The 18,829-nt window shown below is 50.7% G+C and carries 14 protein-coding genes; 6 read left to right on the top strand and 8 right to left on the bottom strand.

The features are described from left to right. Positions 1–141: 141 nt before the first annotated feature. The 5 genes from mnmE to rpmH form a co-directional block, all read right to left on the bottom strand. Positions 142–1,530 (bottom strand): tRNA uridine-5-carboxymethylaminomethyl(34) synthesis GTPase MnmE, encoded by a 1,389-nt coding sequence (gene mnmE / locus FE845_RS09385; protein ID WP_227714204.1) that lies wholly within the window; start codon positions 1,528–1,530, stop codon positions 142–144. 93 nt (positions 1,531–1,623) lie between these two features. Then, on the bottom strand, positions 1,624–3,354 hold the full coding sequence (yidC, locus tag FE845_RS09380; RefSeq protein ID WP_200363767.1) for a membrane protein insertase YidC: 1,731 nt from the start codon (positions 3,352–3,354) through the stop codon (positions 1,624–1,626). Positions 3,355–3,358: 4 nt separating this feature from the next. Continuing rightward, positions 3,359–3,652: a membrane protein insertion efficiency factor YidD gene (gene yidD, locus FE845_RS09375; RefSeq protein WP_200363765.1), complete on the bottom strand. Its 294-nt coding sequence runs from the start codon at positions 3,650–3,652 to the stop codon at positions 3,359–3,361. Further along, the gene (gene rnpA, locus FE845_RS09370; protein WP_200363763.1) at positions 3,652–4,059 is read right to left on the bottom strand and encodes a ribonuclease P protein component; all 408 of its coding nucleotides are present in this window, start codon (positions 4,057–4,059) and stop codon (positions 3,652–3,654) included. Before rnpA ends, yidD begins: the two co-directional genes overlap by 1 nt. A gap of 15 nt (positions 4,060–4,074) precedes the next feature. After that, positions 4,075–4,209 carry a 50S ribosomal protein L34 gene (gene rpmH, locus FE845_RS09365; protein WP_008172542.1) on the bottom strand — a complete coding sequence of 45 codons (135 nt, stop codon included), beginning with the start codon at positions 4,207–4,209 and terminating at the stop codon, positions 4,075–4,077. A 697-nt stretch (positions 4,210–4,906) separates the two neighbouring features. On the opposite strand from rpmH, the gene dnaA reads away from it, so the two are divergent. The 5 genes from dnaA to gyrB all read left to right on the top strand — a co-directional run bounded on the left by dnaA (position 4,907) and on the right by gyrB (position 12,602). Then, the gene (dnaA, locus tag FE845_RS09360) at positions 4,907–6,373 is read left to right on the top strand and encodes a chromosomal replication initiator protein DnaA (protein WP_200363761.1); all 1,467 of its coding nucleotides are present in this window, start codon (positions 4,907–4,909) and stop codon (positions 6,371–6,373) included. A gap of 92 nt (positions 6,374–6,465) precedes the next feature. Then, positions 6,466–7,569, top strand: a complete 1,104-nt coding sequence (dnaN, locus tag FE845_RS09355) for a DNA polymerase III subunit beta (protein ID WP_200363758.1) — start codon at positions 6,466–6,468, stop codon at positions 7,567–7,569. 10 nt (positions 7,570–7,579) lie between these two features. Next, positions 7,580–8,851 (top strand): ABC1 kinase family protein, encoded by a 1,272-nt coding sequence (locus tag FE845_RS09350; protein WP_200363756.1) that lies wholly within the window; start codon positions 7,580–7,582, stop codon positions 8,849–8,851. 124 nt (positions 8,852–8,975) lie between these two features. Next, the gene (recF, locus tag FE845_RS09345) at positions 8,976–10,109 is read left to right on the top strand and encodes a DNA replication/repair protein RecF (RefSeq protein ID WP_200363754.1); all 1,134 of its coding nucleotides are present in this window, start codon (positions 8,976–8,978) and stop codon (positions 10,107–10,109) included. 78 nt (positions 10,110–10,187) lie between these two features. Beyond that, on the top strand, positions 10,188–12,602 hold the full coding sequence (gene gyrB / locus FE845_RS09340; protein WP_200363751.1) for a DNA topoisomerase (ATP-hydrolyzing) subunit B: 2,415 nt from the start codon (positions 10,188–10,190) through the stop codon (positions 12,600–12,602). Positions 12,603–12,701: 99 nt separating this feature from the next. On the opposite strand, the gene FE845_RS09335 is transcribed toward gyrB, so the two are convergent. The 3 genes from FE845_RS09335 to FE845_RS09325 all read right to left on the bottom strand — a co-directional run bounded on the left by FE845_RS09335 (position 12,702) and on the right by FE845_RS09325 (position 16,662). Further along, entirely contained in the window at positions 12,702–13,460 is a 759-nt protein-coding gene (locus FE845_RS09335) for a VC0807 family protein (RefSeq protein WP_200363749.1), read from the bottom strand. 106 nt (positions 13,461–13,566) lie between these two features. Further along, complete coding sequence (gabT, locus tag FE845_RS09330; RefSeq protein WP_200363747.1) at positions 13,567–14,844, bottom strand: 4-aminobutyrate--2-oxoglutarate transaminase; 1,278 nt, start codon at positions 14,842–14,844, stop codon at positions 13,567–13,569. A gap of 90 nt (positions 14,845–14,934) precedes the next feature. Beyond that, a complete protein-coding gene (locus FE845_RS09325; RefSeq protein ID WP_413785079.1) occupies positions 14,935–16,662 on the bottom strand; it encodes an ABC transporter transmembrane domain-containing protein in 1,728 nt (575 codons plus the stop codon). A 188-nt stretch (positions 16,663–16,850) separates the two neighbouring features. On the opposite strand from FE845_RS09325, the gene FE845_RS09320 reads away from it, so the two are divergent. Beyond that, positions 16,851–18,653, top strand: coding sequence for an ABCB family ABC transporter ATP-binding protein/permease (locus FE845_RS09320; protein ID WP_200363745.1), 1,803 nt, complete (start codon positions 16,851–16,853; stop codon positions 18,651–18,653). Positions 18,654–18,829: the final 176 nt, after the last annotated feature.

The raw sequence follows: 18,829 nt of genomic DNA, 5'->3' as shown, positions 1-18,829 counted from the left end.
CGAAAACTTATACTCGGAGCACACACGGAGCAAGAGGGGACAAAACAGATCAAACTGCTTGTAAAGAAATAAAAGAAGTTTACTTATAAAACAATAACTTACTTTTATTCAGTTGGATGCTTTTCGATATTTTTGAGCGTTTTACTTCCCGATACAAAACGACCCAAAGATCTTCCCAAGCAATTCATCCGGCGTAATCTGCCCGGTAATTTCACCAAGCGCATCCTGAGCCACCCGTAAATCTTCAGCCAAAAGTTCGCCAGCGCCATAGCCCTCAAGCTGAGCCTGACCTTGAAGTAGGGATTTCCGAGCGCGCTCCAATGCATCCAAATGCCGCCGCCGAGCTAGAAAGCCACCTTCGGTCGTGCTGGCAAAACCCATACAGTGTTTAAGGTGATCCCTAAGTACCTCGAGGCCCTCTGTGGACTTGGCAGCGAGGCGTATCACCGGAGTTGTTTCTCTGGATGGCTCTGAAATCCCGACGCTCTCTCCGCTCAAATCTACTTTGTTACGAATGACGGTAACCGGCGCCGAAACGGGTAGCTGGTCGATAAAATCCGGCCAGATTTCATGGGGTATGGTTTTATCCGTGGTGGTGGCGTCCACCATCAGCAGAATCCGATCGGCTTGGCGAATTTCGTCCCAAGCCCGGGCTATACCGATCTGTTCCACTTCATCCGGGCTATCGCGTAGGCCTGCTGTATCAATGATGTGCAGGGGCATGCCATCAATGTGAATATGTTCCCGCAGAACATCCCGGGTGGTGCCTTCAATGGCCGTTACTATGGCCGCTTCGCGACCGGCCAAGGCATTCAGAAGGCTGGACTTTCCCGCATTGGGGCGGCCAGCAATCACTACCTTCATGCCGTCCCGTAGAATTGTTCCCTGCTGGGCTTCAGCCAAAATACCTTCAAGCTGTTCCAGCAGTGTCTGCAGATCCGTTGCAACCTTTCCATCAGCCAGAAAATCGATTTCCTCTTCGGGAAAATCGATGGCTGCTTCAACGTAAATCCGTAAGTGCGTCACTGCTTCAACCAACGTATCTATCCGACGGGAAAAAACGCCCTGCATGGATCGAACGGCACAGCGAGCGGCTTGCTCTGAACTGCTTTCAATGAGATCTGCAATAGCCTCAGCTTGGGCCAGATCCAGTTTATCGTTCAGAAATGCCCGTTCAGAGAATTCACCGGGGCGCGCTAACCTAGCACCAAGCTGGCAAACTTCCCGCAACAGTAGATCCAGAATGATGGTACCGCCGTGCCCCTGCAATTCGAAAACATCTTCGCCGGTAAACGAATGGGGGTTCGGGAAAAATAGACCAATGCCTTCGTCAATTAGCTCACCGCTCTGATCCAAAAAGGCTCCGTAATGGGCGTATCTGGGCTTTGGTGTATACCCAAGCATTGTCGTGGCAATGTTTTTCGCCAGCGGGCCGGATACCCGAACAATACCCACCCCAGCCTGACCAGGTGCCGTGGCTATGGCTGTTATGGTTTCAGGCGTATTGGAGATAACAGAGTTCTGGCTCATGAAGTTTGCCTCTTACACTACAGTTTAGTGCATTCCTTAAACAGTAAAGGCCCCTTCACGGAGCCTTTACTGGATCATCAATTAGCCACTGAATCAGTGTTTTTTAGTGGCCATTTCTGCTTCGATTTTCCGGGTAATGTACCACTGCTGGCTGATCGACAGAATGTTGTTTACCAACCAGTAAAGTACCAAACCAGCCGGGAACCAGAGGAAGAAGATGGTAAATACGACAGGCATCAGCTTCATGATTTTCGCTTGCATCGGGTCTGGAGGTGTCGGGTTCAAACTCATTTGCAACATCATGCTGGCACCCATCATGATCGGCAAAATGAAGTAAGGATCCATGACGGAAAGATCCTGAATCCACAGCATGAAGGGCGCATGGCGCAGTTGTACGCTTTCGAAAAGTACCCAGTACAAGGAGATGAATACCGGCATCTGTACAAGAATTGGCAAACACCCACCCAGCGGATTGATTTTTTCTTTTTTGTAAAGCGCCATCATTTCCTGCGACATACGCTGGCGATCATCACCGTACAGCTCTTTGAGTCTGGTGAGCTGAGGGGCCACGGCACGCATGCGGCCCATGGAGCGATAGCTGGTAGCGGAAAGTTTGAAAAATACCGCCTTAACCAGAACGGTAAGCAGGATAATGGAAACGCCCCAGTTGCCTACTAGGCTGTGGAACCATTCCATAATGATGAACAAGGGTAGTGAGATAAAAAATAGCCAGCCGAAATCCACAGTGCGATCAAGGTTGGGGGCAACGGCTTCAAGACGGTCGATAATCTTCGGACCAATATAAGCACGGGCACCAATGTCTGTGGTTTCTCCTGGCGCTACGGTTGTTGCAGGGTAAACAAAGCCCATGACATGCAGTGGTCCGCGGCGGGTAGTTTGGAACTGTGCCGGTTGATCTCTTTCTGGTACCCAGGCTGCAAGGAAGTAATGTTGTAGAAACGCCATCCAGCCGTTGGTAACGGTTTCATTGATGCGCTTATCTTCTAAATCACCAAAATCGAACTTTTCATAAGGGTCTTCAGGGGAACTTGTTACTAAGCCGAGAAACGCTTTAATACCCATGCTCGGCCCGGAGGTAGGATCCGGCGACTGGTCACGAACAATTTTGCCGGTAAAGTTTGCCTGCCAGTTTTCACTGGATTGGTTATTGATCAGATAGCGAACATCAATTTCGTAGCTGTCACGGGCAAATTGGTAACGCTTCGTGATTTGAACGCCATTTTCCATGGTGTGTACCAGGTTAACGGTCAGTTCGTTTTCACCCTCAGCGAGTTCATAGCTGGTTGCTTCGGTGGTATAGACAGGTGCTGGACCATTCTTTGCACTATCTGGTCCGTTTTGGCCTATAAGACCACTTTCAAGTACATAAAACCGATTTCCTGTGTTGTTCAGAAGTTTGAGTGGCTCCTTACTATTCAACGTTTTGTTATAAGCAAGTAGCGAACTCCTAACGAGATTCCCGCTAACACGGTCAATCTCTAGATCGAGTAAGTCAGTGCGAACGTTTATATATTGGTCGCTAACCGTAACGTCAGAGTTGGCCGAACTGGATACGGTTTGATCGCTTTCAGGGGTTGCGAACTCTTCGCTCGAAGAATTTCTGGCGCTATCAGTAGATGTTGACGCTTCACCCGGAAGCACCATGGCATCGCTGCCCGCAGAACTGTTATCTGTCTGGATGCGCCCAGTTTCTGCCACCTGCTCAGCAGGAACCGGCTGGTGATAGTCTTCATTCCAGGCAAGCACCATCAGATAACTGACAATAGCCAGGCCGGCAAATAATACGATGCGTTGAATATCCATAGAGTTACTGTCTGGTCTGGGTTGTTATAGATGGGTTGTCAGCCTGAGGGCAACAGGATGTTGTATCGTCTGGTACAGAGTGCCCCGTATCAGGAACCGGGTCATAGCCGCCTTCTGCCCACGGATGGCATCTCAATAAGCGTTTTACGGAAAGATAAAGGCCTTTCAGTGTACCGTGATGAGAGATAGCTTCCACTGCATATTGTGAGCAGGTGGGGTAGTGACGGCAATGACTAGCCATGAGCGGGCTGATGGCATATTGGTAAAAACGGATGGGGAAGAGAAGCAACTTACGCATTAACCTTTTCCCTCACCGGTAGAAGGGGAATCTACTGGTCGAGATGGCGGTAACTGATGATATTTCTTTGCCAGCCGTTGCCAAAGGCCATTCAATGAGGCTTGGACGGTTTGATTGTCCAAAACTGCAAGCCCCTGACGCCCAAGAACAATAATATCCATTCCCGGAAGTTCAGGTTGGTGACGGAATGTTTCCCGCACCTGACGTTTGATCCGGTTTCGCTGAACGGACAGTTTCAGATTCTTTTTTGCAAACACAAGACCGATTCTGGCATGTCCGAGATTGTTCGGAGTAGCCAGAATCAGAAAATTCCTGTGCGGAACCTTCAGCTGTACGTCGTTGAAGACTTTGCCGTAATCAGCAGGTCGCAATAAGCGATGCGATTTCGGGAAATTCAAAGCCTTCACAAGGCGAACGACAGATTACGCAGACAGACGTGCACGGCCTTTGGCGCGGCGACGGGAAATGACTTTGCGGCCGTTAGCAGTTGCCATACGGGCGCGGAAACCGTGAACGCGCTTACGCTTCAGTACGCTTGGTTGAAACGTTCTTTTCATGGTGACTATCTCACAATTCGTGTATTGGACATTCGCGTGTATTAAACATTCGAGAGTTGGCTGAAAAAATTAATAGCCAAAACAGGAGCGGCATTCTATGCAAATTCTCCGTCGGGTTCAACGTTTATCGGTAGTGGCTTATGCCGATGCTGGATTACGCGGCGGCATTTGGAATTGAGCGAAGCCAGCTGACCTTTGGCGCTGGGCAGAATAATAGTAACTATAGGTCTTTTTAATATTCTTTAAAGAATTCTATTATTACTGTTATTACGCAGATAGTTTTCTGTGGGAAAGTCTACTTTTCTAATAAATTTCAATAATCTGCAGCATTTACAAGTCGTCGGAAAACCTCACTTGAGCCCTGTGGACGAGACCATTAAGGATTGTGGATAAGTTCAGGCGCAACGAGCTTCTTGAGTTATCCACCCGAAGATAGGGTAGTTGCGCACAGGGCTGAAGGTCGGTTGTACACACAGGTGTGTGTGTAACTTTTAAGAAGGATTTATCTGTACACAAGCCTGTATATAAGTTTGTAAGATGATGAAAAAAAACATTATTAATTTCCACAGGCTGTTTATGACGGGGCATTTGCTCTTTCACTGAAGGGGCTGGCAGGTTAGAATTCGTGGTCATCTTTCGGGATCGGACAGTCGTTGTCCGGTTCGAGAAACTAATGGGTTATCGGGAGCGGACTGTCGTGCCGAACAGATTGTGGCATCAATGTCTTGAAGTACTCCGGGACGAGTTTCCCGCACAACAGTTTAATACCTGGCTCAGGCCCCTACAGTCTGACCACCGGGAAGGGCAATTGATGTTATTTGCACCTAACCGGTTTGTGATGGACTGGGTTAGCGAAAAGTATCTTCGGCGTATAGAAGAAGTACTTAAAGATCTAAACGGAGGGCAGGCACCCAGAGTCGGGATGAAAGTCGGTTCTGCTCCCCGTGAAAGTGAGCCTGTAGTTCGCTCGGAATTGGTTCAGCAGGAGACGACCAAGCAAACTCAGGAAGAATCCGGTGGTAAGGTTACGGAGGAGGAACGTGGTGTCGCAGCTACGTCCGGAGGTAATCGCCAAGCCCAGCTCAATGAATACAGGTCCAACGGTGGACGCCGCCCGGTTCAGGTAGAAGGCGATATCAAACACCAGAGCTTTCTAAATGAAGGATTCACGTTCGATACCTTTGTAGAAGGTAAGTCGAACCAACTTGCCCGAGCCGCTTCCATGCAAGTTGCAGAAAACCCCGGTGGTGCCTACAACCCACTGTTTTTATACGGGGGCGTGGGTCTCGGTAAAACCCACCTTATGCACGCGATTGGAAATGACATTGTGCGGCGTAATCCCAACGCCAAGGTGGCCTACCTGCGATCGGAGCGGTTTGTTGCCGATATGGTAAAGGCACTGCAACTAAACGCCATTAACGAATTCAAGCGGTACTATCGGTCCGTTGACGCTCTATTAATTGACGATATCCAGTTTTTTGCCCGTAAAGAGCGGTCTCAAGAAGAGTTTTTCCATACCTTTAACGCGCTTCTGGAAGGTGGGCAACAGGTCATCGTAACCTGTGATCGGTTTCCGAAAGAAATTGTAGATATGGAAGAGCGCCTAAAATCCCGATTTGGTTGGGGACTGACGGTAATGGTCGAGCCGCCAGAATTGGAAACGCGGGTAGCGATTCTGATGAAAAAGGCCGAGCAGACCAATGTTAAATTGAGCAGTGAAGCTGCCTTTTTTATCGCCCAAAAAATTCGCTCAAACGTAAGAGAGCTCGAAGGTGCGCTGCGGTTGGTGATAGCGAATGCTCACTTCACCGGCTCGGAAATTACCCCACCGTTTATTCGGGAAAGCTTGAAAGATCTACTGGCCCTGCACGAGAAGCAGGTGAGTATAGATAACATTCAACGCACGGTGGCTGAGTATTACAAAATCAAGGTTGCGGACTTGCACTCCAAACGCCGAACCCGTGTAGTGACCCGGCCCCGGCAAGTTGCTATGTCGCTCTCCAAAGAGTTGACTAACCATAGTTTGCCGGAGATCGGGGATGCGTTTGGTGGCCGAGATCACACCACTGTTTTACACGCGTGTAAGAAAATCGTGGAACTTCAGGAAACGGATCCCGGTATCCGCGAGGACTATCAGAACTTTATGAGATTGCTGACTACCTGAATTGTGATCCAACGATTAAATTGGTTCAGTGAGGCGGGCGAGTTGCCCAAGCAAATAACATTCATCCTTCCAACAATAGAAAGCTGAGTGACATGAAACTGACGATCAGCCGTGAATCCCTGCTCATACCCTTGCAAAGCATTGCCGGTGTTGTAGAGAAAAAACAGACCATGCCGGTACTGTCTAACGTGCTACTGGTGGCCGAAGATAATACTTTGGTTTTGACTGGTACAAACATGGAAGTCGAGCTGGTGGGGCGGGTTACGCCTGTCCATGTCGACCAGCCGGGGAGAATTACCGTTCCTGCCCGTAAGCTCTCGGATATTTGCCGGGCACTGGGTGATGAAGCGCCCATTGAGCTGGTGTTGGAAGGTGATCGCTTGCATGTGCGCTGTGGTGCCAGCCATTTTACCTTGTCGACGTTACCTGCAGAGCATTTTCCCAACGTGGAAGATGAGCCCGAGAGCTTCCGCCTAGAGTTACCGCAAAAGGAACTCAGACGCATGTTCGACGCTACGGCTTTCGCCATGGCGCAACAGGATGTTCGTTATTACTTGAACGGTTTGCTGTTTGAAGTGGATAAGGATCACGTTCGCACGGTTGCAACCGATGGCCACCGTTTGGCGATGGCGCACGTGGAATTGAGCACGGGGTGTGCAGAGCCGCGTCAAGTAATCGTGCCGCGTAAAGGTGTTCTAGAGTTGTCTCGTCTTTTGGATGATGTAGAAACGCCGGTTACGCTGGTTATTGGAGACAACCATCTGCGCGCTACGGTTGGGTCTTATACCTTTACTTCAAAGCTTATTGAAGGCAAGTTTCCGGACTACAACCGTGTGATTCCGCGGGGCGGCGACAAGGTGGTCTTGGCGGATCGTGCGACCCTCAAGAATACTCTTCAACGTGCGGGCATTCTCTCCCATGAGAATATTCGTGGTGTTCGCCTCAATCTCGCCTCGAACGAACTCCAAGTGTTTGCCAACAACCCGGATCAGGAACAGGCCGAAGACGCGCTACCAGTTGACTATCAGGGCGAATCCCTGCAAATCGGTTTTAATGTAGGCTATTTGATAGACGTTATGAACGCGCTGGATGAAGATCAGGTCAGGATTACCTTGTCTAACCCCAACAGCAGCGCTCTGATCGAATCGTACAATGATAACCGCTGTCTTTATGTGGTTATGCCGATGAGGCTATAGGAGAGAATTGATGGGCACCGTAACGAACGGAATCAAAGGCGTTTTCAGGATTGGACAAACACTATCTGTATTGGGCCGCACCGGTGTCAAATGGGTTGGTGGGGAGCGCCCCCCTGCCCCGCGCTTACTGCGTGAGACATTTGAATCGTTGGGTGCCACCTACATCAAGTTGGGGCAGTTTATAGCCAGTTCACCGACCTTTTTCCCGAAAGAGTACGTTGAAGAGTTCCAGCATTGCCTTGACCGAACGCCTAATCTTCCGTTTGGTGTTATTAAGCGGATCATTTGCCAAGAGCTGGACCGCCCTATTGACCAAGTGTTTTCCGAGATTGATCCAGTAGCCCTCGCCTCAGCGTCTATTGCGCAGGTTCACGCTGCTCGATTGATCACCGGTGAAGATGTTGTGATCAAAGTTCAGAAACCGGGCGTTGAGAATATCTTGCTCACCGATTTGAACTTCCTGTATCTCTCGGCTCGTGTTCTCGAAACCTTGGCACCGAAGCTATCTTGGACATCCTTATCCGGGATTGTGGAGGAAATTCAGCGCACCATGATGGAAGAATGCGACTTCATCAAAGAAGCGAACAACCTAAAGGTGTTCCGAAACTTCCTTCACGATACTCACAACGAAGATGCCACTGTTCCTGTTGTTTATGAACATTGCAGCACTCGACACATTCTGACGATGGAACGTTTTTACGGTGTTCCCCTTACCGACTTGGAGAGCATTCGAGGTTATGCAAAGGATCCTGAACGCACACTGATTACAGCGATGAACACCTGGTTTTCCAGTTTAACCCAGTGTGAGTTTTTCCATGCTGATGTGCATGCGGGCAACTTAATGGTGTTGAAGGACGGGCGTGTTGGTTTTATCGATTTTGGTATTGTTGGCCGCATCCGACCAGACACTTGGCAGGCAGTGAGTGATTTTATTTCGGCCGTTATGGTTGGCAATTTTGACGGCATGGCCGAGGCAATGATTCGTATAGGTATCACCAGCCAGACAGTGAAAGCTGCTGATTTGGCGGCCGATTTACGTAAGTTGTACCAACAGATGGATAAAATGGTGCCTGACCATGTTCCTTACCAAGCCGATCAGGCGGAAGATGACGTGAACAGCATTCTTATGGATATGGTCAAAGTGGGTGAGAGCCATGGCCTCCACTTTCCACGGGAGTTTGCATTGCTTCTGAAGCAGTTCTTGTATTTTGACCGCTACGTACACATTCTTGCGCCGGAAATGGATGTATTTATGGATGACCGTTTAAACATGCTCCACTAAAGGCGGTCGCCTTCACCATCCCGGTTTTGTACACTAAGGCAGCGTTTCACCTAATCGGTGAAACGCTGCCTTTTTTCATGGATGTGTTCCATTCCTCTTGCTGCCGCGACGAGCTGTGCTTTCTATGGCGCTGGTAAAACTTCATACCGAGTTTTTTCGCAACTTATCCCCTACCGAAGCTATTTCGTTTTCACCGTCTTTTAATTTGTTGTACGGCGAAAATGGCAGTGGCAAGACGAGCGTACTTGAAGCTATTGGCTACCTTGGGCTTGGGCGATCTTTTCGGGTAAACAGGCATCAAGCCGTTGTCCAGCATGGACAGCAACGATTCACAGTATTTGGAGGGCTGGACCATGGATTTGATAGTGAGCGTAATGAAGTAACAGAAAATGCGCTCGCTCATCGGCTCGGCATTTCACGCGACGTATCTCAGAAGGAAACGACGCTTCGGGTAGATGGAGAAAGTGTACGAAGTCTTTCTTCTCTTGCCATGCATTTGCCGGTGTCTGTTATTGATCCCGGCGTTTTCGACATCGTAGCAGGTGGACCTGGAAAGCGTCGGCAATTTTTGGATTGGGCAGTGTTCCACGTGGAACCTTCCTTTGCATCAAGCTGGCAACAGTGCCAGAGAGTTACATCACAGCGGAATCAAACGCTGAGAAATGGTAGACTAGACGAATCCATGTTGCGTATCTGGGATGCCCAATACGTAGCACTGAGCGAACGGATAAGCGATGCTCGCAAACAGGCTTTTGATCAATTCAAAAGCGCCTTCGACGGTTTGGTTCACGAAGTTGATGTGAGCTGGACTAACGGGCTAAAGCTAGAGTTCTATCCCGGATGGGACACAAGCCAGTCGCTTTCAGATGTGCTTGTCCGTCATAGGGAGCAGGAAGCACGCATGGGGCATACCCTATATGGGCCAAACCGTGCAGATATCCGCATCAAGTTTCAAGGACGACCGGTAGCGGAGACGTTTTCCCGAGGCCAGCAAAAGACCCTCGTTATCTTGATGAAAATTGCCCAGAGTATGGTGTTAAATGATCTCGGAAAGCAGGTCAGCTTTTTGGTTGATGATATTAACGCCGAGCTGGATGAGAGTCACAAAAGCATGTTGGCTCGAAAGTTACAGGAATTACGCTGTCAGGTATTTATTACTGCTATTGAGCATCCCGACCCGGAGTCTTTGTGGCAGGGTAACCAGATACCCGATTATCGAATGTTCCACGTGGAACATGGCAAATTGAAGGAAGAATAAAACCGGCCTATCTACCTTTTGCACCGCAAACATGCGGCTTGAGGAACGCGCTGGCCCTTACGCTTCAGGAGTTACCTAATGAGTGAATCGAGCTACAATTCAGCCAGTATCAAAGTCCTGAAGGGGCTTGATGCAGTGCGAAAAAGGCCAGGTATGTACATTGGCGACACGGATGATGGCACCGGCCTGCATCACATGGTGTTCGAATTGGTGGATAACTCCATCGATGAAGCTCTGGCCGGTCACTGTTCCGAAATTGGTATTATCATTCACCCAGACGAGTCCGTGAGTGTTCACGACAATGGTCGCGGTATCCCGGTGGATCTCCACGAAGAAGAGGGGGTATCGGCAGCTGAAGTTATCATGACGGTGTTGCACGCCGGAGGTAAATTTGATGATAACTCCTACAAGGTTTCCGGTGGTCTTCACGGTGTAGGTGTTTCCGTTGTAAACGCCCTGTCCTCTACTCTCACCTTGACCATTCGTCGTGATGGTAAGGTATACGAACAGACTTATACCCACGGTGTGCCTAACGCGCCTTTGGCGCCCGTTGGCGATACCGATGCATCTGGCACTCGGGTACATTTTATTCCGTCTCCGGAAACCTTTACCCACATTGAGTTCCACTACGATATTCTGGCAAAACGCATCAGGGAACTGGCGTTCCTAAACAGTGGCGTTCGCATCCGCTTGACGGATGAACGTAGTGGCAAGGAAGAGGTTTTCGAGTACGAGGGTGGCCTACGAGCATTTGTTGAACATCTTAATACCAACAAAACGCCTATAAACCGAGTATTCCACTTCAACCGGGAACGGGAAGACGGAATCGCGGTTGAAGTTTCCATGCAATGGAACGATGCCTTTCAGGAAAATATTTACTGCTTTACAAACAACATCCCCCAACGGGATGGTGGTACCCACCTTGCTGGCTTTCGTGCGGCCCTCACGCGCTCCCTGAACAATTATATTGAACAGGAAGGATTGGGTAAGAAGGCCAAGGTAAGCACCTCCGGCGATGACGCCCGCGAAGGCCTAACGGCGATTATCAGTGTAAAAGTGCCTGATCCGAAGTTTTCTTCCCAGACCAAAGACAAGCTGGTGTCCTCGGAAGTAAAAACTGCCGTTGAGCAAGAACTCTATCAAAGCTTTGCAGAATACCTACAAGAGCAGCCAAGCGAAGCCAAACTCATCGTAAACAAGATGATTGAAGCGGCGCGTGCCCGTGAAGCGGCCCGCAAAGCGCGGGATATGACTCGACGTAAAGGCGCGTTGGACATTGCCGGGTTGCCCGGCAAGCTGGCTGATTGCCAAGAGAAAGACCCCGCCCTTTCCGAACTGTTCATAGTGGAGGGTGACTCGGCCGGCGGCAGCGCCAAACAGGGCCGAGACCGTAAAACACAAGCTATTCTGCCGTTGAAGGGTAAGATCCTGAACGTGGAAAAAGCGCGCTTCGATAAGATGTTGTCTTCCGCTGAGGTGGGTACGCTCATTACGGCATTGGGTTGTGGCATTGGGCGGGAAGAGTTCAATCCAGACAAGCTCCGGTATCACTCCATCATTATCATGACGGACGCCGATGTGGATGGCTCCCACATCCGCACTCTGCTGCTGACATTCCTGTTCCGACAGATGCGCGAAATCATCGAGCGCGGCCATGTGTTCATTGCCATGCCACCGCTGTATAAGGTGAAACGCGGCAAGCAGGAACAGTACCTGAAAGATGAGAAGGCAAAAGAGGCCTACCTCACCCAAACCTCTCTTGAAGGTGCGCAGTTGTATGTGAATCCGGAAGCGCCTCCTATCAAGGATTCTGCGCTTGAAACCATGGTCAAGGATTATCAAACCGTTATGGCCATGATTGAGCGCTTGTCCCGCGCTTATCCGGCGAAGGTGTTGGAGCAAATGCTGCACAATGACACCCTGAAAGCGGAACATCTCAAAGATGAGCAAACGGTTTCTGCATGGGCTAGCCGTCTTGGCGACAAGCTGGATGTGGATACGCGTACTGGCACCAAATACACCTTCTCTGTGGCCAAGGATAGCGAACGGGAGCTTTATCTACCTAAAGTAACTATTTATGTGCATGGTATTCCCCACGAGCATGTATTTGGCCACGATTTCTTTGATTCACCATCGTATGGCGCTATAGCTCGCCTTGGCGAGACTCTTAACGGGCTCATCGAGGAAGGAGCATACATACAGCGTGGTGAGCGTAAACAGGCTGTACTATCGTTTGAGGGCGCACTCGACTGGCTGATGAAAGAAGCCCAACGTGGCTTGAACATTCAGCGCTACAAGGGTTTGGGTGAGATGAACCCGGATCAGCTTTGGGAGACCACCATGGACCCAGAAAGCCGCCGTATGATGAAAGTGAAGATTGAAGACGCCATAGCGGCAGATCAGATCTTTACCACTCTCATGGGTGATGATGTAGAGCCGCGTCGTAACTTTATCCAGACTCATGCTCTGGAAGTCAGTAACCTCGACATCTGATCGTATTCGGATAGGTGATAAAAAAGGCGGCCAGAGTAGTGATACTCTGGCCGCCTTTTTTTGTTGCTGAAAAACAGCAAAGGTTATTGAATTAAAGCGTTATTTACCGGAAGAAGAGCCGGAGGATTTCGCTTTTTCCTTCTCCGCCAGGTGAGGCGCCATTACTTCTTCTAGTGTATAACCCGTAAGACGACGGATGGTTCTCCATAGGTAATAGAAGATAAGCATCATCATCACCATCGACGGGATAGCAATCATTGGATAACTCACGAGAGTCATCCTGCCAAGCTCTTCGTTAAAAGCCTGAGTACCGGAAGGGCTGACCACAATCCAGCGGGCTACCAAGTAGTTCATGATGGATGAGAACAAAAAGGTGCCGGCGAAAAAGTAACTGGCATTCAGTAGCCGCGCTTCAAACTCTTCTACACGCTCTTTTTCTTCAAGAGTTTCCTGAATCTTGTCCACATCGAGTACGTTCGGGTTATACAGAAGCGTTCGTACCAACGGGTATTTGGTGCGGGTGGAAGCCAGCACCGCCAGACCAATAATCGCCGGAACCGCTGCTTCTTTTATTGCAAGCCAACCGGCATCGAGCTCTAGCAAGCCTATACCGCCTGTTAGCCCGACACTGATTAAGCCCAACAAGGCGATGAAGTTCTTCTTTTTGTAGCGAATCAGTTCAAACAAGCCCCAGCCAAGCGGGAAGGCTAAGCCAAGAATAAGGGCGTTAACGCTACCAAGATGCTGGTCACCACTGAACTTCATTAGAATAACGGAGGGAATAATAATACTGACCAGCAGATCAACCCAAGGTCTGGGCTTGTGATCGGGCGCGGACGTGGTGTTTGGTGTCGTCATGGTTCTGCCTGATTGGTGAAACTACTCCGGGCAGTATACGACGAACACCATAAAAAAACCGAACCCGGAGGCTCGGTTTTCATTACACAAAACGAAAGGGTTTGTGTTAAGCGCCAGCTTCTTTCAAGCACTCTTCAACAATCGCCAAACCTTCATCAAGAATAGTATCCTCAATGGTGACAGGCATCAGGAAGCGCAGCGTGTTGCCATACATGCCACAGCTAAGAAGGATCAGACCCTTCTCTTTCGCTTTCTTGGTGATTGCAGCAGCCAGTTCCGGCATCGGCTTACGGCTTTCTTTGCTTTCAACCAACTCGAATGCTGCCATGGGGCCTAGGCCGCGCACGTTATCCACGTGGGTGAACTGCTCTTGCCATTGGGTAAAGCGCCGGTTGAGCTTCTCACCCAAGCTTAGGCTCTTGCCAAGAATATCTTCATCTTTGAACACCTCGAACACGGCTAAGGCCGCCGCACAGGCTGTCGGGCTGCCTGTGTAGGTACCGCCTAAGGAGTTGGGGCCAGACGAATCCATAACTTTGTCTGTACCAACAATCGCCGAAATGGGCATGCCATCGGCCATACTCTTGGCCATGGTAATAATGTCGGCTTCAACACCGCTGTGCTCAAGGGCGAACATTTTGCCGGTACGGCCAAAGCCGCTTTGGACTTCATCTATAATCAGCAGGATGCCGTTGTCGTCACAGATCTTCCGAAGTGCTTTAAGGAAGCTAGCGGGTGCCGCGTAAAAACCGCCCTCGCCTAGTACCGGCTCAAGCACGATCGCGGCGGTTTGATTTGCTGGAGAATCTGCCTTCATGGTCATTTCCAAACCACGCAGAGCGTCCTCTTCCGTCACACCGTGATAGGGCACCGGATAGGGTGCACGGTATACGCTACCGGGCATGGGGCCGAAATCCGTTTGGTAAGGTGCCGCTTTGCCGTTCATGGCCATGGTCATGAAGGTACGGCCATGATAGCCGCCGTTGAAGCAGATTACGTTGGTGCGGCCAGTGGCTGCACGGGCGATCTTTAGTGCGTTCTCGAGTGCTTCGGCACCGGAGTTGGCCAGCATAACTTTGGCGTGGCCTTTAACCGGAGTTACTTCGCTCAGCTTCTGCGCCAGACGTACGTAGCCCTCGTAGGGCATAACCGTTTGACAGGTATGCATCAGCTTATCCAGTTGGGCTTTTACCGCCTCAACCACTTTCGGGTGTCGGTGACCAATGTTGAGTACACCAATACCACCGGCAAAATCGATCATACGATTGCCGTCTGCGTCCCAGAGTTCAGAATTGGTTGCATGGTCGGCAAACTGTTCATTGGGACTCGCCGCACCTGCTGCAACATAACGTTCTTTGAGGGCCTGCAATTCTTTATTGCTCACTTTGCCTTTCTCCCTGTGTCTCTGATTTATCAATCTCGTTTAACAGTGTAGGGAGTAGCGGGGCCTGACACAAATTGACGACACCTAATATTATGCCGGTTGCTCCCGGAACTGCAGCGCAGCAAGGCGCCGGTACAGCTCATTTTGTTGAATCAATTCACTGTGTGTACCAACCGCCAGCAACCTGCCCTGATCCAGAACCGCGATGCGGTCAGCATCTCTAACGGTGGCTAGTCTATGGGCAATGACTAAGGTGGTCCTACCGGAGGTAAGCGCTGGCATGGCTTGCTGGATCAGGCTTTCACTTTCTGCATCCAATGCGCTGGTGGCTTCGTCTAGCAACAGTATGGGCGCGTCTGCAAGCAGCGCGCGTGCTATGGCCAGCCGTTGCTTTTGACCACCTGAGAGCCCAAGCCCCGCATCGCCAAGCTGAGTAAGATAGCCTTCTGGCAGCTTCTCTATAAATTCATGGGCATGAGCAATACGAGCGGCATGTTCAACATCGGCCTGACTGGCATCCGGGCGCGCATAACGGATGTTGTCTGCAACGGTGCCATGGAACAGAGCGGGGTTTTGGGGCACCAGTGAAAAGCAACTGCGTAGCGCCTCCAGAGAAACCGTGGCACTGTCCGTGCCGTCGATGTGGATTGTGCCGCTGTTGGGCTGATAGAAATATAAAAGCAGATCGAATAGCGTGGATTTACCGGCACCTGAGGGGCCAACCAAAGCAAGGGTTTCCCCGGCGCGGACATCCAAGCAAATATCGGTGAGCGCCGGGTGCTCGCGGCGGCCGGGGTAACTGAAAGTCAGGTTTTTAATGGCAATAGCACCAGTGACGGGCTTTGGAAATTCGTTTGTTAGGCTTGCAGGACGGTCAAACTCGGGTTCCGTTTGTAGCAATTCGAAAAGCCGCGCGGCGGAACCAGCCGCTCTTTGCAGTTCGCCTATAACTTCGCTGATAGCGCCGGCTGCAACGCCCACCAAAAGGCTGTAAAACACGAAGGCTGCGAGTTCCCCAGGAGTAATGCGGCCGTGAATAACATCAAGACCGCCAATCCAGATCACAACCCCAACAGCTCCCATCACCAGAGAAATGGCTATGGTAGTCAGCCAGGCGCGCTGCTGTATGCGAGCGCGAGCAATATCGAAGGCGCGTTCAGAAACATCTGCAAAAAAACGCCGAGAATGGGGCTGATGGTTAAAGGCCTGCACAGTTTTGATTTGTGTGAGGTTCTCGCCTACGTAGCTACCCACATCCGCCACTCTGTCTTGGCTGAGCCGTGAAAGTTGCCGAACTCGCCGACCGAAAAACAGGATCGGCACGATAACCAGAGGAAAGCCTAAAAGAATGATGCCAGCCAGTTTGGCATTGGTGATGAACAGTAAGATCAGCCCGCCCATCAGCATCAGTGCATTGCGCAGCGCGATGGAAACGGTAGAGCCTATGACCGATTGCAGAACCGTAGTGTCGGCAGTAAACCGGGACTGAATTTCGAGCGCGCGGTTCTGCTCAAAAAAACCGGGATGCAGGTCGATCAGGTGGTTGAACACTTGCTTACGGATATCCGCCACCACCCGTTCACCGATCCAGGACACTAAATAAAAGCGTGCGAAAGAGCCAAACGCCAGCCCCAGCACTAAGATGAAAAACAACCCCATGGCGCTTGCTAGGTTACCGGGAGATGCTGTGGCCAGGCCTTGATCGACCAAAATCCGCAGACCTTGGCCCAGCCCAAGCGTGATACCGGCAGTAATAATAAGCGCGACCAGAGCGCCTGCAACCGCTTTGCGATAGGGGCTTATAAATCCGATGACCAGTTTAAGGGCCTGCCGATGACGGGTTTTGATAGTGTGCCTCCTGACTGCTGTAGACTTGGCCAGCTATACGGTTACTCTTGAAGAAGAGACTTATCATACAGTCAGAGTAGCGCAGGGTGAGAAACCACTGCGCTCCAGCACCCGTTACCCGTTACATACCCATTCCGGAAACAAAGGAACCAGCAACTGTGAGAGCCTACGCCGACAGTGATTACCCGCAACACCACAAACCGGATTGGAAGGTCATCGCTGGGCTTTGGCCCTATCTCGCTGAATTTCGCGGCCGAGTAGCTCTATCTATAGCTTTCCTGATACTGGCAAAGCTGGCAACCGTCGCAACTCCGGTGGCATTGAAATACATAGTCGACTATCTCGATCAAGGCCGAGAGGGCGAACTGTTGTTGTGGATACCTGTAGTGCTGGTGGTCGCCTATGGCATGTTACGGTTTGGCAGCACCTTATTCGGTGAACTGCGGGATGCCGTGTTTGCACGGGTCGCCGAACGTGCCATGCGGCGGGTGTCGCTAAGGGTGTTTCGCCATCTGCACGACCGGGAACTGGCGTTCCATCTTGATCGCAAAACCGGAGGGCTAGCCAGAGACATAGAGCGGGGCACCACCGGGATCAGCTTCCTGCTACGTTTTACCCTATTCAACATAGTGCCTACCCTGCTGGAAATATTGTTGGTGGCAGGCATTTTGTTTGTGGCGTTCAATGCCAGCTATGTATTTGCCATCCTCATCGCGGTGGTGGTGTATGTGGTTTTTTCGATCAGGGTCACCGAGTGGCGCACCCAGTTCGTTCGTGAGGCCAACGCCCGGGATAACCAGTCCAATTCTCGCGCCATCGACAGTTTGCTCAATTATGAAACCGTGAAGTACTTCAATAACGAAACATTTGAAGCTGAACTTTACGACGAGAATCTGGAAGGCTGGGAGAAGGCACGGCTGAAAAATCGCCTGTCTCTAGCTGCGCTTAATTCCGGGCAGGCGCTGATCATTGGTTTGGCCATGATTACCATGATGGTGATGGCAGTAAGGGAAGTCGCCAGTGGCGAAATAACTCTGGGTGACTTCACCATGATCAACGCTTACCTGCTTCAACTGTTTATTCCGTTGAATGCTCTGGGTTTTGTGTACCGGGAAATTCGTCAGTCGTTGGTAAATGTGGAGCGTCTGTTTGGTTTGCTCGGTGAATCGCCGGTAATTGAAGACGTTCCCGGAGCTCCCGAGCTAAAAGTGGATAAAGGCGAGATAGGTTTTCATCACGTGCATTTTGCCTATCGTGAAGATCGGCCAATTCTCCAAAATGTGGACTTCACGATTCCCGCAGGGCACACAGTTGCGGTTGTAGGTGCCAGCGGTGCCGGTAAATCCACCCTCGCTCGTCTGCTATTCCGCTTTTTTGATGTGAGTAAGGGCAGCATTTCCATTGATGGCCAGAATATTCGCGAGATTAGTCAGGACAGCCTGCGCTCTGCCATCGGTGTGGTTCCGCAGGATACCGTTCTGTTCAACGACACTTTGTACAGTAACATCGCATACGGTAAACCAGAGGCCACCGAGGCGGAGGTCCATCACGCCGCGAAACAGGCGCGTTTGGACGACTTCATCCGCAGCTTGCCAGAGGGTTACGATACCAAAGTGGGCGAGCGTGGTTTGAAACTCTCCGGTGGTGAAAAACAGCGGGTTGCTATTGCCCGGGTACTTCTGAAAAACCCGCCGTTGCTGATCCTGGATGAAGCGACTTCTTCACTGGATTCCATTTCCGAGCAGGCGATTCTGGATGCACTGAACGAAGTCAGCAGGCAGCGCACAACACTGGTTATCGCCCACCGCTTATCCACAGTGCGCGATGCCGACACGATTCTTGTAATGGATCATGGCCGTATTGTAGAAAGCGGTGGTCACAGTGAGTTGCTGGCACTGAATGGCTACTACGCCAGATTGTGGATGCAGCAACAGCACAGTGAGGATGATAGTCCCGCGTGAGACTTATTTTCCATGGGATCAGATTTGGTGCAAGCCAGCCTCCGGAATCGAACTACGAAAAACGCCCGTGAATACGTCCCTGTAGGGCTCCGTCGCGCCATCCTTGGCGCTCCAGGTTTTCGTAACTCGCTTCCGGTGGCTCGCCCGAACAAATGTCTGACATCATGGTTTTTCGA

The sequence above is a fragment of the Marinobacter sp. 1-4A genome (genome assembly GCF_016597725.1).
Taxonomy (GTDB): domain Bacteria; phylum Pseudomonadota; class Gammaproteobacteria; order Pseudomonadales; family Oleiphilaceae; genus Marinobacter.
Note: the sequence above shows the minus strand (reverse complement) of the source record. Positions and strands in the feature narration are given on the sequence as shown.